19 protein-coding genes are annotated in these 10,458 nt (G+C 63.1%); all 19 read right to left on the reverse strand.

The features are described from left to right. Nucleotides 1-22: 22 nt before the first annotated feature. The 19 genes from QUW25_RS07240 to rplN all read right to left on the reverse strand — a co-directional run bounded on the left by QUW25_RS07240 (nucleotide 23) and on the right by rplN (nucleotide 10,444). Nucleotides 23-964 carry a DNA-directed RNA polymerase subunit alpha gene (locus tag QUW25_RS07240; protein WP_289511545.1) on the reverse strand — a complete coding sequence of 314 codons (942 nt, stop codon included), beginning with the start codon at nucleotides 962-964 and terminating at the stop codon, nucleotides 23-25. Between the two features lie 24 nt (nucleotides 965-988). After that, entirely contained in the window at nucleotides 989-1,582 is a 594-nt protein-coding gene (gene rpsD / locus QUW25_RS07245) for a 30S ribosomal protein S4 (RefSeq protein WP_289511546.1), read from the reverse strand. 15 nt (nucleotides 1,583-1,597) lie between these two features. Continuing rightward, nucleotides 1,598-1,999, reverse strand: coding sequence for a 30S ribosomal protein S11 (gene rpsK / locus QUW25_RS07250; protein ID WP_075279274.1), 402 nt, complete (start codon nucleotides 1,997-1,999; stop codon nucleotides 1,598-1,600). Nucleotides 2,000-2,009: 10 nt separating this feature from the next. Next, nucleotides 2,010-2,381, reverse strand: coding sequence for a 30S ribosomal protein S13 (rpsM, locus tag QUW25_RS07255; RefSeq protein WP_289511547.1), 372 nt, complete (start codon nucleotides 2,379-2,381; stop codon nucleotides 2,010-2,012). A gap of 13 nt (nucleotides 2,382-2,394) precedes the next feature. Further along, entirely contained in the window at nucleotides 2,395-2,508 is a 114-nt protein-coding gene (rpmJ, locus tag QUW25_RS07260) for a 50S ribosomal protein L36 (protein ID WP_002563183.1), read from the reverse strand. A gap of 81 nt (nucleotides 2,509-2,589) precedes the next feature. Then, nucleotides 2,590-2,808 carry a translation initiation factor IF-1 gene (infA, locus tag QUW25_RS07265; RefSeq protein WP_127816908.1) on the reverse strand — a complete coding sequence of 73 codons (219 nt, stop codon included), beginning with the start codon at nucleotides 2,806-2,808 and terminating at the stop codon, nucleotides 2,590-2,592. Between the two features lie 120 nt (nucleotides 2,809-2,928). Next, nucleotides 2,929-3,720, reverse strand: coding sequence for a type I methionyl aminopeptidase (gene map / locus QUW25_RS07270; RefSeq protein ID WP_289511548.1), 792 nt, complete (start codon nucleotides 3,718-3,720; stop codon nucleotides 2,929-2,931). Further along, entirely contained in the window at nucleotides 3,717-4,343 is a 627-nt protein-coding gene (locus QUW25_RS07275; protein ID WP_289511549.1) for an adenylate kinase, read from the reverse strand. The genes map and QUW25_RS07275 overlap by 4 nt, the downstream gene beginning before the upstream one ends. A 54-nt stretch (nucleotides 4,344-4,397) precedes the next feature. After that, nucleotides 4,398-5,675: a preprotein translocase subunit SecY gene (gene secY, locus QUW25_RS07280; protein ID WP_289511550.1), complete on the reverse strand. Its 1,278-nt coding sequence runs from the start codon at nucleotides 5,673-5,675 to the stop codon at nucleotides 4,398-4,400. Further along, the gene (gene rplO, locus QUW25_RS07285; protein WP_289511551.1) at nucleotides 5,669-6,118 is read right to left on the reverse strand and encodes a 50S ribosomal protein L15; all 450 of its coding nucleotides are present in this window, start codon (nucleotides 6,116-6,118) and stop codon (nucleotides 5,669-5,671) included. The genes secY and rplO overlap by 7 nt, the downstream gene beginning before the upstream one ends. A 9-nt stretch (nucleotides 6,119-6,127) precedes the next feature. Continuing rightward, a complete protein-coding gene (rpmD, locus tag QUW25_RS07290) occupies nucleotides 6,128-6,313 on the reverse strand; it encodes a 50S ribosomal protein L30 (RefSeq protein ID WP_087227327.1) in 186 nt (61 codons plus the stop codon). 2 nt (nucleotides 6,314-6,315) lie between these two features. Further along, a complete protein-coding gene (gene rpsE, locus QUW25_RS07295) occupies nucleotides 6,316-6,837 on the reverse strand; it encodes a 30S ribosomal protein S5 (RefSeq protein WP_289511552.1) in 522 nt (173 codons plus the stop codon). Between the two features lie 9 nt (nucleotides 6,838-6,846). Then, complete coding sequence (rplR, locus tag QUW25_RS07300) at nucleotides 6,847-7,215, reverse strand: 50S ribosomal protein L18 (protein WP_075279267.1); 369 nt, start codon at nucleotides 7,213-7,215, stop codon at nucleotides 6,847-6,849. Nucleotides 7,216-7,274: 59 nt separating this feature from the next. Continuing rightward, nucleotides 7,275-7,811: a 50S ribosomal protein L6 gene (gene rplF / locus QUW25_RS07305; protein ID WP_289511553.1), complete on the reverse strand. Its 537-nt coding sequence runs from the start codon at nucleotides 7,809-7,811 to the stop codon at nucleotides 7,275-7,277. Between the two features lie 28 nt (nucleotides 7,812-7,839). Continuing rightward, nucleotides 7,840-8,238, reverse strand: coding sequence for a 30S ribosomal protein S8 (rpsH, locus tag QUW25_RS07310; protein WP_289511554.1), 399 nt, complete (start codon nucleotides 8,236-8,238; stop codon nucleotides 7,840-7,842). A gap of 90 nt (nucleotides 8,239-8,328) precedes the next feature. Next, nucleotides 8,329-8,514 carry a type Z 30S ribosomal protein S14 gene (locus tag QUW25_RS07315; protein WP_087227323.1) on the reverse strand — a complete coding sequence of 62 codons (186 nt, stop codon included), beginning with the start codon at nucleotides 8,512-8,514 and terminating at the stop codon, nucleotides 8,329-8,331. Nucleotides 8,515-8,576: 62 nt separating this feature from the next. After that, on the reverse strand, nucleotides 8,577-9,134 hold the full coding sequence (gene rplE / locus QUW25_RS07320; protein WP_289511555.1) for a 50S ribosomal protein L5: 558 nt from the start codon (nucleotides 9,132-9,134) through the stop codon (nucleotides 8,577-8,579). 610 nt (nucleotides 9,135-9,744) lie between these two features. After that, nucleotides 9,745-10,062: a 50S ribosomal protein L24 gene (gene rplX / locus QUW25_RS07325; RefSeq protein WP_289511556.1), complete on the reverse strand. Its 318-nt coding sequence runs from the start codon at nucleotides 10,060-10,062 to the stop codon at nucleotides 9,745-9,747. A gap of 13 nt (nucleotides 10,063-10,075) precedes the next feature. Next, entirely contained in the window at nucleotides 10,076-10,444 is a 369-nt protein-coding gene (gene rplN / locus QUW25_RS07330) for a 50S ribosomal protein L14 (RefSeq protein WP_289511557.1), read from the reverse strand. Between the last annotated feature and the right edge of the window lie 14 nt (nucleotides 10,445-10,458).

Raw genomic sequence — 10,458 nt, forward strand, 5'->3', positions numbered from 1 at the left:
TCTCCTAAATCCGGCGGCGCGCCTAGGCCTTGAGGGACAGGCCCATGGACTCGAGCTTGTCCTTGACTTCCTCGATGGACTTGACGCCAAAGTTTCTGATGTTGAGAAGGTCGTTCTCGGAGAACTCGACGAGCTGGCGCACGGAGTGGATGCCAGCGCGCTTGAGGCAGTTGTAGGAGCGGACGGAGAGGTCCAGGTCCTCGATCTGCTTGTCAAGCTCGATGTTGTCCTCCACGGTGCCCGCGGCAAAAATCGAGGAGTCCTCGACGGGCTCGTCCTCGTCGGTCAGGCTCATGAACGCAGCCATGTGCTGGTTGATGATGTTGGCGGCCTCGACGACGGCCTCACGCGGGGTGATGGAGCCGTTGGTCTCGACCTCGAGCACGAGGCGGTCGTAGTCCGTGTGACGGCCAACGCGGCAGGCCTCGACGGCCTTGGCGCAGCGGCGCACGGGCGAGTAGAGCGAGTCGACGTGAATGATCCCGATGGGGTCGTTCTCGCGCTCGTTGTCCTCGCCGGACACGTAGCCGCGGCCCACGCCGATGCGCATCCTCATAGTGAGGTGGGAGCCGGCGCCGAGCGTGCAGATGACGTGCTCGGGGTTGACGAGCTCAAACTCGGCGGGAATCTCGAAGTCGCCGCCGGTGACGGTGCAGGGGCCGTCCACGGAGATGGACGCCTCGGCCTCGTCGCCGATGCCCATGGAGCGGAAGACCAGGCCCTTGACGTTGAGCACGATGTCGGTGACGTCCTCGTAGACGCCCTCGACGGTGGTGAACTCGTGCTGAACGCCATCGATCTGGATGGCCTCGACCGCAGCGCCCGAGAGCGAGGACAGCAGGACGCGGCGCAGGGAGTTGCCCAGCGTGTCACCATAGCCACGCTCGAGCGGCTCGGCGCTCACGCGGGCGAGGTTGTCGCTTATCTCCTCGACCGACACCTGGGGTCGGATGAATTCGGACATTGCTACCTCCAAATCTGGTCGGGCTTACTTGGAGTAGAGCTCGACGATCAGCTGCGCGTCAATGTCAAGGTCAATCTGGTCGCGCGTGGGGAGCTGGAGGACGGTGCCCTTGAGCTTCTCGATGTCCACCTCGAGCCAGGCGGGAACGGCCATGTGCTCGGAGGAGATGAGGGCCTCCTTGATGGGGAGAAGGTCCTTGGCCTTGTCGGCCACGGCAATGACGTCGCCGGACTTCACCTGGTAGGAGGGGATGTCGACGCGCTTGCCGTTCACGGTGATGTGGCCGTGGCGGACGGTCTGGCGGGCCTCCTTGCGGGTGCGGGCAAAGCCGAGACGGAAGACGACGTTGTCAAGACGGCACTCGAGGATGCTCATCAGGTTGTCGCCGGTGATGCCCTCGCGCTTCATGGCGAGGACGTAGTAGTGACGGAACTGCTTCTCGAGAACGCCGTAGATGAACTTGGCCTTCTGCTTCTCGCGAAGCTGCATGCCGTACTCGCTCTCCTGGCGACGACGACGCCTGGGCTCGCGGTTGGAGGTCTTGTTGATGCCCATCACGACGGGGTCGATGCCGAGCTGACGGCACCTCTTGAGGACCGGGGTCCTATCGATAGCCATTGATATTCCTCCTAGCTACACGCGGCGACGCTTGCTCAGACGGCAACCGTTGTGCGCGATGGGGGTCTTGTCCTGGATGCCCGAAACCTCGAGGCCGGCGGCCTGGAGGGAACGGATGGCGGTCTCGCGACCGGAGCCGGGGCCCTTCACGAAGACGGCGACCTTGTGCAGGCCGTGCTCCATGGCCGCCTTGGCAGCGGCCTCGGCGGCGAGCTGCGCGGCAAACGGCGTGGACTTGCGGGAGCCCTTGAAGCCGACGGTGCCACCGGACTGCCAGGAGATCACGTTGCCCTGGGGGTCGGTAATCGAGACGATCGTGTTGTTGAACGTGCTCTTGATGTGGGCCTGGCCCACGGCGATGTTCTTGCGCTCGGAGCGGCGCACGCGGGTGGTGCGCTGGTTCTTCTTCTGCGGCATTGTCTACTCCCTAGCCCCTCTTCTTGGCACCGATCTGACGCTTCTTGCCCTTGCGGGTGCGAGCGTTGGTGTGGGTGCGCTGACCGTGGACAGGAAGGCCCTTGCGGTGACGGAGGCCGCGGTAGCAGCCGATCTCCATCAGACGGGCGGTGTTCTGACGCACCTCGCGGCGAAGGTCGCCCTCGGTGGTGTAGTTGGCGTCAATGAAGTCACGGATCTTCGTGACCTCGTCCTCGGTGAGGTCCTTGACGCGGGTATCGGGGTTGACGCCGGTCTCCGCGCAGATCTTGGTGGCGCGGGTCTGACCGATGCCGTAGATGTAAGTGAGTCCGATCTCAACGCGCTTCTCGCGCGGCAGATCGACGCCGTTAATACGGGGCACTGGAGCTCCTTCCTTAGCCCTGACGCTGCTTGTGGCGCGGGTTCTCGCAAATAACGTAAACCTTGCCGTGGCGACGAATGACCTTGCACTTGTCGCACATCTTCTTGACCGAAGGACGTACCTTCATGCGTCTTCCTTCCGGTAGTGCTGATACGAACTATCTCCTCGCCCAGCCGCTGGCGTGAATATCCCAGGCTGTGATGGGGCCCTACTTGTAGCGGTAGGTGATACGCCCCCTCGTGAGGTCGTAGGGAGAGATCTCCACGACCACGCGGTCGCCCGGCAGGATGCGGATGTAGTTCATCCTGATCTTGCCGGAGATGGTGCAGAGAATGGTCTTACCGTTCTCGAGCTCGACGTTGAACATGGCGTTGGGCAGCGGCTCGATGACCTTGCCCTCAAGCTCGATGGCGTCCTGCTTGCTCAAAATACTTCCCTCTCAACACGCTGACAGCGACCAAATATCATACCGAAAATCCAAAACTGAGTCCATGCTGCATCAGACCAACACAACATGGACTCAATTGGAGCTTGTCTGTCAGGGCGCCTACTCCTCAGCGCCCCCGTACATCGGGCACCACGGGCCCTTCTCGTCCTCGGTGAGAATGACGGGGCCGTCCTCGGTGACGGCAACCGTGTTCTCGTAGTGGGCGGCGGGCAGGCCGTCGTCGGTGACCACGGTCCAGCCGTTGGCGAGCGTGTGACAGCGATAGGTGCCGAGCGTGATCATCGGCTCGATGGCGATGACCATGCCGGCCTGGAGCTTCACGCCACGACCGCGCCTGCCGTAGTTTCTGACCTCGGGGTCCTCGTGCATGACGCGGCCAACGCCGTGGCCGACGTAGTCACGGACGACCCCGTAGCCGTTCTTCTCGGCGAGCTCCTGGACCGCGGCGCCAATGTCGCCGAGGTGGTTTCCGGGAACGGCCTGCTCGATGGCGGCCTTGAGGCAGTCACGCGTGCACTCGCAGAGCCCCTTCCACTCGGCAGAGGGCTCGCCCACGTAGAACGTCCACGCGTTGTCGCCCACCCAGCCCTGGTAGGTGGCTCCGGTGTCGATGGAGATGATGTCACCCTCCTGGAGGATGGCGGCCGGGGAGGGGATGCCGTGAACGATCTGCTCGTTCACGGAGGAGCAGATGCTCGCGGGGAAGCCGCCGTAGCCCTTGAAGGTGGGGACGGCACCGTGGAGCCGGATGAAGCCCTCGACGATCTGGTCGATCTCCTTGGTGGAGACGCCCGGGCGCACAAGGGCCCCAGCACGACGAAGGGCCGCCTTGGACAGGGCCCCGGCGGCCTTCATCTGCTCGATATCAATAGGAGACTTGATATTGATCATAGAGCGAGGCGCTCCTTGACGTCGGCGTAGACCTCATCGACGGGACGATCGCCGTCGACCTCCTTGAGAATGGAGTGGCCGCGATAGTACTCGATCAGCGGCGACGTCTGCGTCTCGTAGACGTCAAGGCGGCGCTGAATCGTCTCGGGCTTGTCGTCATCACGCTGGTACATCTCGCCACCGCAGCGCGGGCAGGTGTCCACGCCTGCCGGGGCAGTGTAGCCGCAGGCGCGGCAGGTGCGACGGGAGCTCAGGCGCTCGACGATGACCTCTGACTTGACGTCGATGAGCAGCGCGGCGTCAAGGGTGCGACCCATGGCGGCGAGCTCGGAGTCAAGCGTGACGGCCTGCGCGGTGTTGCGCGGGAAGCCGTCGAGGATGAAGCCCTTCTGGGCATCGTCGGCCTCGAGACGCTCCTTCACCAGGTCCACGACGAGGTCGTCGGGGACGAGCTGGCCGGCATCCATATAGCCCTTGGCCTTCTTGCCGAGCTTGGTGCCCTCCTTGATGGCGGAGCGAAGAAGGTCGCCGGTGGAGATGTGGGCAAAGCCAAACTCCGCGACGAGCTTCTGGGCCTGGGTGCCCTTGCCGGATCCGGGGGCGCCAAGAAGAACGATGTTCATGATGCCGACCGCCTTTCTCTTGCCGTGCTCCTACGCATGTCTTCCTATGACGGGCTACTTGAAGAACCCGTCATAATTGTGCATCTTGAGCTGGCTCTCGATGGAGGAGAGCGTGTCCATGGCAACGCTCACCATGATGAGCACAGAGGTTCCGCCAAAAGCCTGGATGAGCGGGTTCTGGGTGAACGAGAAGATGATCGACGGCACCACGGCGAGGACGGCCATGAAGAGCGCGCCCGGAAGCGTGATGTGGTCGATGGCGCTCTTGATGTAGGCAGCCGTGGCGGAGCCGGGACGAACGCCGGGGATGAAGCCGCCCTGCTTGCGAAGCTGATCGGCCGTCTCCGTGGGGTTGAACACCATCGAGGAGTAGAAGTACGCAAACGCCACGATGAGAACAACCGACAGCACCCAGTTGATCCAGCCGGTGGAGAGGGCGTTGGCAAAAGCCTGGACCCAGTCGACCGACGGGAAGAAGACCGCGAGCTGCGCCGGGAGATAGAGAATCGCGGACGCAAAGATGATCGGGACCACGCCGGCCGTGTTGACCTTGATCGGCAGGTAGGTGGTCTGGCCGCCCATCATGCGACGACCCACGACGCGCTTGGCGTACTGGATGGGGATGCGACGCTGGCCGCGCTCGACAAAGACGATGATCGGCACGATCGCGATGATCACGATGAGGGTGATCACGGTGATGATCAGGCTGCCGGTGTCCGTGAGCGAGGAGATGAGCGAGGTGGGCAGGCCGGACATGATGTTGCAGAAGATGATCAGCGACATGCCGTTGCCCACGCCGCGCTGCGTGATGATCTCGCCGAGCCACATGATGACCATGGCGCCCACGACCATCGTGAAAACGACCATGATGTCGATAAGGACCTCGGGAGCGGCAAGACCGGAGAGGCTCACGCCGTAGCTCCTGAAGAGGAACAGATAGCCAATGGCGTTGAGCAGGGCGAGGCCGATCGTAAGATAGCGCGTGTACTGCGTGATCTTACGCTGACCGGCCTCGCCCTCCTTGGCAAGCTCGCCCAGGGAGGGAATCACGGCCTGCAGCAGCTGCAGAATGATCTGAGCCGTGATGTAGGGCATGATTCCGAGGCTGAAGACGGACATGCGGGAAAGCGCGCCACCTGAGAACAGGTTGAGCACGGCCATCGCTCCGCTCGAGGAGAGCCCGGCCTGATAGGCGCCGAGCAGGTCCTGGAACGGCGCGCCCGGAACGGGCAGATACGCACCGAAACGGTACAGCAGCAGGATTGCCGCAGTGAGAAGAAGCTTCTGCCTGAGCTCCGGAACGCGAAACGCGTTGGCGATTCCCTTTAGCACGCCTGCTCGACCTTTCCTCCGGCCGCCTCGATCTTAGCCTTTGCGGAGGCGGAGACCTTGTCCACCTTGACGGTGAGCTTCTTGGTGATCTCACCGTCGCCGAGGACCTTCACAGGAACATAGTTGTGCTTAATGACGCCCTTGGCAACCAGGGTATCGGCGTCGACGGTCTCACCGTCGGCGAACAGCGCCTCGAGACGGGCGACGTTCACCGGGGCGTACTCGACGCGGTTGTGGTTGATGAAGCCGGGAAGCTTGGGGAGACGCATCGCGAGCGGCTGCTGGCCACCCTCGAAGCCCTTGCCCTTGCCGCCTCCGGAGCGGGAAAGCTGGCCCTTGGTGCCGCGGCCGGCAGTGGTGCCGTGACCGGACGAGTTGCCGCGGCCGATGCGCTTGCGGTTCTTGCGCGAGCCCTCAGCGGGACGCAGATCGTTGAGCTGCATGAGTGACTCCTAGTTCTCTTCCACGACAACAAGGTGCTTGACCTTGAAGATCATTCCACGGATGCTCGGGTTGTCCGGCTGCTCGACGACGTCGCCGATCTTGCGGAGGCCGAGGGCGCGGCAGGTAGCGGTCTGGTCCTTCTTGACGGACGCGACGGCGCTGCGCACGAGCTTGATCTTGAGGGACTGAGCCATGACTAGTTCTCCTTCCCGACGAACATCTCGCCAACCGTGAGGCCGCGGCGCTCGGCGGTCTCGGCGGGGCTGGAGAGCTCCTTCAGGCCCTCGGCGGCAGCCTTGATGATGTTCATCGCGTTGCTGGTGCCGAGAGACTTGGAGAGCACGTTGGTGATGCCGGCGAGCTCGAAGAGCGGGCGGACGGGGCCGCCAGCGATGACGCCGGTACCCTCGATGGCCGGCTTGATGAGCACGTGCCCCGCGCCATAGTGGCCCTCGACGGTGTGGGGAATGGTGCCAGCCTCGGTGACGGGCACGTGGAACATGTTCTTCTTGGCGTCCTCGACACCCTTGGAAATGGCCATGGGCACCTCGGCGGACTTGCCCATGCCGAGGCCGACGTTGCCCTTGCCGTCACCGACGGCAACGAGGGCGACGAGGGACATGCGACGGCCGCCCTTGACGGTCTTGGAGACACGGTGGATGAAGACGACGCGCTCCTGAAGATCCGTGTCCTGCTGGCGCTTACGATCTCGTGCCATTGAATCCTCCTAGAACTTCAGGCCCGCGTTGCGGGCACCGTCTGCCAGAGCCTTGACACGGCCGTGATAGATGCGACCACCGCGGTCGAAGGTGACCGTGGTGACGCCCTTCTCGACGGCACGCTTGCCCACGAGCTCGCCAACGAACTCGGCGGCCTCCTTGTTGGAGCCGATCTTGCCGGTGGCGCGGAACTCGGGGTCGAGGGTCGAGGCAGAGCAGATCGTCTTGCCGTCGGCGTCGTCGATGACCTGAGCGTAGATGTTTGCGTTGGTGCGGTGCACGCTGAGGCGCGGGCGCTCAGCGGTGCCGAAGATCTTGGCGCGGACGCGGCGCTCGCGGCGCTTGAGACCGGCCTTCTTCGCCTGCTGCTTGTTCATTCCTTCTCCTTAGACGTGCCACCACCTGACGGGGTGATGGTCTTTGTACGGCCCAGATACTACTTGGCGGCCTTGCCGAGCTTCCTGCGGATGTGCTCGCCCTCGTAGTGAATGCCCTTGCCCTTGTACGGCTCGGGCGGGCGCTTCATGCGAATCTCAGCGGCGACCTGGCCGACCTGCTCCTTGGAGATGCCCTTGACGGTGATGTGGGTGTTGTCGGGCACCTCGAAGGTGATGTTCTCGGGGCAGGTGTAGATCACGGGGTGAGAGTAGCCAAGGGAGAGGTCAAGATCCTTGCCCTTGAGCGTGGCGCGATAGCCGACACCCGTGAGCTCGAGCTTCTTCTCAAAGCCGTCGGACACGCCGATGACCATGTTGTGAAGGAGCGTGCGGGTGAGGCCCTGCTGGGCGTTGGACGCGGTGGACTCGTCAACGCGGACGACGTGGAGCTCCTGGCCCTCCTCCTCGATCTTCACCAGATCGGAGAAGGTGCGGGTGAGCTCGCCCTTGCCGCCCTTGACGGTGACGGTGCTGCCATTGACTGTCACAGTGACTCCGGCCGGAACCTGGACAGGCTGCTTACCAATTCGAGACACGGTAGTCTCCTTTCATTCCTGCCGAGAGTTACCAGACGTAGGCGATGACCTCGCCGCCGACGCCGAGCTTGCGGGCGTCGCGGTCGCACATCATGCCCTTGGAGGTGGAGATGACTGCGGTGCCGAGGCCGCCGAGGACGCGCGGAAGCTTGTCGGCGGTGGCGTAGATGCGCAGACCCGGCTTGGAGATGCGGCGGATGCCACGGATGACCTTGGCGTGGCGGGCGCCGTACTTGAGGGTGATGTGGAGGGTCTTCTGCGGGGTCGTGTCCTCGACCTCGTAGCCGGCGATGTATCCCTCCTCGCAGATGACGCGGGCAACCTCAACGAGCACCTTGGTCGAGGGCATGGAGACCTCGGCCTTGTTGGCAGCGTTGGCGTTGCGAATACGCGTCAGCATGTCAGAAATGGGATCAGTAATCTTCATGGATCCTTCTCCTTCGGTAATGATGAACCTGCGCGTTCGGTTCGTCCGCACCCTTAGCGCGGACGCCTGGACGCGAGAGCCGTGAGCGTCCTACCAGCTGGCCTTGCGGACGCCCGGAAGCTCGCCCTTGCTCGCAAGCTCGCGGAAGCAGACGCGGCAGAGGCCGAACTTGCGATAGACGGAGTGGGGACGCCCACAACGCTGGCAGCGGTTCTGCGTACGCGTCGAGAACTTCGGCTCGCGCTGAGCCTTGACGATCATCGATGTCTTAGCCACAAATCCTCCTTCAGTGCACTCTGGTCCCTCCGGCCGCGCCGGAGGGCCGATTGATATTTGACCTACTCAGCTTTGAACGGGAAGCGGAAGGCCTTGAGCAGCGCCTTGCCCTCCTCGTCGGTCTGAGCGGTGGTCACGATGGTGATGTCCATGCCGCGAGTGTGGTCGACCTTGTCGAAGTCGATCTCCGGGAAGATGAGCTGCTCGGTGACGCCCATGGAGAAGTTGCCACGGCCGTCAAAGCTCTTCGGGGAGATGCCACGGAAGTCGCGGATGCGCGGGATGGCGATGGCGATGAGGCGATCGAGAAACTCCCACATGCGGTCGCCGCGCAGGGTCACCTTGGCGCCAATGGGCATGCCGGCGCGCAGGTGGAAGGTGGCGATGGACTTGCGGGCGTGGGTCACGAGCGGCTGCTGGCCGGTGATGGCGCGAAGGTCGGCAACGGCGCCGTCGATGGCCTTGGCGTCCGTGGCGGCCTCGCCGACGCCCATGTTCACGACGATCTTCTCGATCTTGGGAATCTGGTGAACGTTCTTGTAGCCAAACTGCTTCTGGAGCTCGTCACGAACGGTGGCGAAATACTGCTCCTTGAGACGCGGGACGTACTTGTCTGCCATGGTCACTCCTTAACTCTTGGGGTTCTCAGCACGGGGTTTCCAACCTCGTGCCTCCCTGCCTTGGCGGGGCCGGGAGCCTTGTCATGCGTCCGAGACAGAGTCCTCCCTACCTACAGACGCAAGGAAACATGTTATTCCTTTGTCCACAGAATTTCCAGCTCTTCTCGCACATCGCGGGATGCACACATTCCCGCCAGCCACCCTCGACGCGCACCACACTGTACCCAGAACTGGTTCTGGGTACGCATGACCCCAACCCATGAACCCAAATCCGGTTCTGGGTCGTCGCGACCCTAACCTGCGGACCCAAATCTGGTTCTGGGCTGGCGCTAGTCAGAGATTTGGACCCAGAACTGGTTCTGGGTCGGTGCGAATGAGAAATCCGGACCCAGAACTGGTTCTGGGTCGTTGCGGGCGAGTGATCTGGACCCAGAACCGAATCTGGGTCGTCGTGGGCCTTACTACCGCACAGAGCAGGGCGGCGACAAGAACGAGCCTGAGCGTGTCGCAACGACGCAAGGAGCCCCCGGTATTCCGGAGAGAAGTTTCGAGTAGCGCACTTCTCGTAGGAATACCGGGGGCTCCCCCTCAGGTACGTAGGCTCAGGCTCTTAGAACTTGGCGCCGCACTTCTTGCAGACGCGAACCTTCTTGCCGTTGTCGTCGATGTCGTGGCCCATGCGGGAGGGCTTGCCGCACTTGGGGCAAATCACCATGACGTTGGAGGCGTCGATGGCGGCCTCCATCTCGATGATGCCACCCTGCTGGTTCTGGGCGTTGGGGCGCGTGGCCTTCTTGACGATGGCGACGCCCTCGACGATGACCTTGCCCTCGGAGGGCTTGGCAACGAGGACGGTGCCCTCCTTGCCCTTGTCCTTACCGGAGAGGACGACGACCTTGTCACCCTTCTTCACATGCATCTTCGCCATATTCACTCACTCCCTAGAGCGTCTCAGGCGCGAGCGAGACGATCTTCATGTACTTGTGGTCGCGGAGCTCACGAGCGACGGGCCCGAAGATACGGGTGCCCTTGGGCTCGCCCTCCTTGTCGACCAGCACGCAGGCGTTCTGGTCGAACTTGATGTAGCTGCCGTCCTTGCGACGGGTCTCCTTGGTGGTGCGCACGATGACGCAGCGAACGATGTCGCCCTTCTTCACCGAGCTGCCAGGCGTGGCCTCCTGAACGGCGCCGATGATGACGTCGGCCAGGCCGGCGTAGCGACGCTTGGAGCCACCGAGGACCTTGACGCACTTCACGCGTCGGGCGCCGCTGTTGTCAGCGACGTTGAGCATGGTCTCCATCTGAATCATTGGTGTTCCTCCGA

The sequence above is a fragment of the Thermophilibacter provencensis genome (assembly GCF_030372065.1).
Taxonomy (GTDB): Bacteria; Actinomycetota; Coriobacteriia; order Coriobacteriales; family Atopobiaceae; genus Thermophilibacter; species Thermophilibacter provencensis_A.

What these genes read in the sequence shown, in the direction of transcription:
- rpmD (WP_087227327.1), bottom strand. Translation starts at nt 6,313, where the DNA reads ATGGCTCAGTCCCTCAAGATCAAGCTCGTGCGCAGCGCCGTCGCGTCC.
- QUW25_RS07275 (WP_289511549.1), bottom strand. Translation starts at nt 4,343, where the DNA reads ATGAACATCGTTCTTCTTGGCGCCCCCGGATCCGGCAAGGGCACCCAG.
- rplR (WP_075279267.1), bottom strand. Translation starts at nt 7,215, where the DNA reads ATGAACAAGCAGCAGGCGAAGAAGGCCGGTCTCAAGCGCCGCGAGCGC.
- rpsD (WP_289511546.1), bottom strand. Translation starts at nt 1,582, where the DNA reads ATGGCTATCGATAGGACCCCGGTCCTCAAGAGGTGCCGTCAGCTCGGC.
- rpsE (WP_289511552.1), bottom strand. Translation starts at nt 6,837, where the DNA reads ATGGCACGAGATCGTAAGCGCCAGCAGGACACGGATCTTCAGGAGCGC.
- rplE (WP_289511555.1), bottom strand. Translation starts at nt 9,134, where the DNA reads ATGGCAGACAAGTACGTCCCGCGTCTCAAGGAGCAGTATTTCGCCACC.
- QUW25_RS07240 (WP_289511545.1), bottom strand. Translation starts at nt 964, where the DNA reads ATGTCCGAATTCATCCGACCCCAGGTGTCGGTCGAGGAGATAAGCGAC.
- rpmJ (WP_002563183.1), bottom strand. Translation starts at nt 2,508, where the DNA reads ATGAAGGTACGTCCTTCGGTCAAGAAGATGTGCGACAAGTGCAAGGTC.
- map (WP_289511548.1), bottom strand. Translation starts at nt 3,720, where the DNA reads ATGATCAATATCAAGTCTCCTATTGATATCGAGCAGATGAAGGCCGCC.
- rpsK (WP_075279274.1), bottom strand. Translation starts at nt 1,999, where the DNA reads ATGCCGCAGAAGAAGAACCAGCGCACCACCCGCGTGCGCCGCTCCGAG.
- rplX (WP_289511556.1), bottom strand. Translation starts at nt 10,062, where the DNA reads ATGGCGAAGATGCATGTGAAGAAGGGTGACAAGGTCGTCGTCCTCTCC.
- rplN (WP_289511557.1), bottom strand. Translation starts at nt 10,444, where the DNA reads ATGATTCAGATGGAGACCATGCTCAACGTCGCTGACAACAGCGGCGCC.
- rplO (WP_289511551.1), bottom strand. Translation starts at nt 6,118, where the DNA reads ATGCAGCTCAACGATCTGCGTCCCGCTGAGGGCTCGCGCAAGAACCGC.
- rpsH (WP_289511554.1), bottom strand. Translation starts at nt 8,238, where the DNA reads ATGAAGATTACTGATCCCATTTCTGACATGCTGACGCGTATTCGCAAC.